Raw genomic sequence first — 1,159 nt, forward strand, 5'->3', positions numbered from 1 at the left:
ACGACCGCATGGGCCAGGCGATAGTAGAGGTCGACCCGGAATCCCTCGCCTCTCTCGAGATCGTTGCGGTCGCGATTCGTCGCGGCAACGATCAGCGTGTCGACCGCCACGTTCTTGTTCGATCCGACGCGGCGGAACTCGCCGCTCTCCAAGAACCGAAGCAGCCGTGACTGGAGCTCCAGCGACATCTCGGCGATTTCATCGAGGAACACGGTGCCTCGATGACAGCTCTCGAAAATCCCCGGCTTGTCACGCATTGCGCCCGTGAAAGCGCCGGCGACATGGCCGAACAGCTCGCTCTCGATGACTTCCCGCGGCAGCGCCCCGCAGTTGATCGGCATGAAGTTGCCGGGCCGCTCCGACAGCTTGTGGACGCCACGAGCAACCAGTTCCTTGCCTGTGCCGGACTCACCCAGGATGAGCAATGGCGCACCGCTCTTGGCGAGCTTCGCCACATCCGACAAGAGATCCAGGATGACCTTGTTGCGGGTAACAAACCCATAGGTCTCCTTCGCCCATTCCGCTCGACGCTCGAGCTCGGCCGATCCTCTCGGTCGCCGTGCGGGCCGTCGCGGCTCGACGATGACAGCCTGCACAGCCGGAGCGGTCTCGGTCTGGACACGCAGACGCTCCGATACCTTCGCGAGCATTCCCTGGGCGCCCATCCGTTCGAACAACTCGTGGGCTGCTCGATAAGCTTCGACCGCTCCTCTCTTGTCCGCGTAGTCCCCCGATTCAGGACTCAGAAGCCAGTCGCCATACGCCATCCACAGCTTGCCCCATTCATAGGGGGTCTCGATGTCTTCGTAGTAGGCGAATCCCTGTTCGAACCACTTCTTGGCTTCGATGGATTTGCCCAGCCTGGCGGCCGTTTGCGCGAGAGTGCGATACACCGCCGCTTCCTCGTATCGGTCGCCGAGCTCACGGCAATGATCGAGAGCGCCCCTGGCCTCGATGTGAGCTTCCTCGTAGCGACCGAGCATGTAGAAGGCTTCGGCCCGCCGGCGACGGAGTTCAGCGACGATGTCGCCCTTGGGCACCAGCGCGATGGCGAGCGGCCAGACCGAGTTGTAGCGGTCGAGGGCGGTCTGCGCGTCGCCCTCTTCGAGGTACGTGTCGCCGATGAACTCGGAAGTCAGAAGGGCGCGACGGGATTCGG

General features: G+C 63.2%; 1 protein-coding gene. It reads right to left on the reverse strand.

Annotation, left to right across the window (positions count from 1 at the left end):
* On the reverse strand, positions 1–1,159 hold a 1,159-nt coding region (locus VFQ05_02710), incomplete at both ends, for a sigma 54-interacting transcriptional regulator (protein HET9325664.1).

The organism is Candidatus Eisenbacteria bacterium (genome assembly GCA_035712145.1).
In the GTDB taxonomy this organism is placed as follows: Bacteria; Eisenbacteria; RBG-16-71-46; order RBG-16-71-46; family RBG-16-71-46; genus DASTBI01.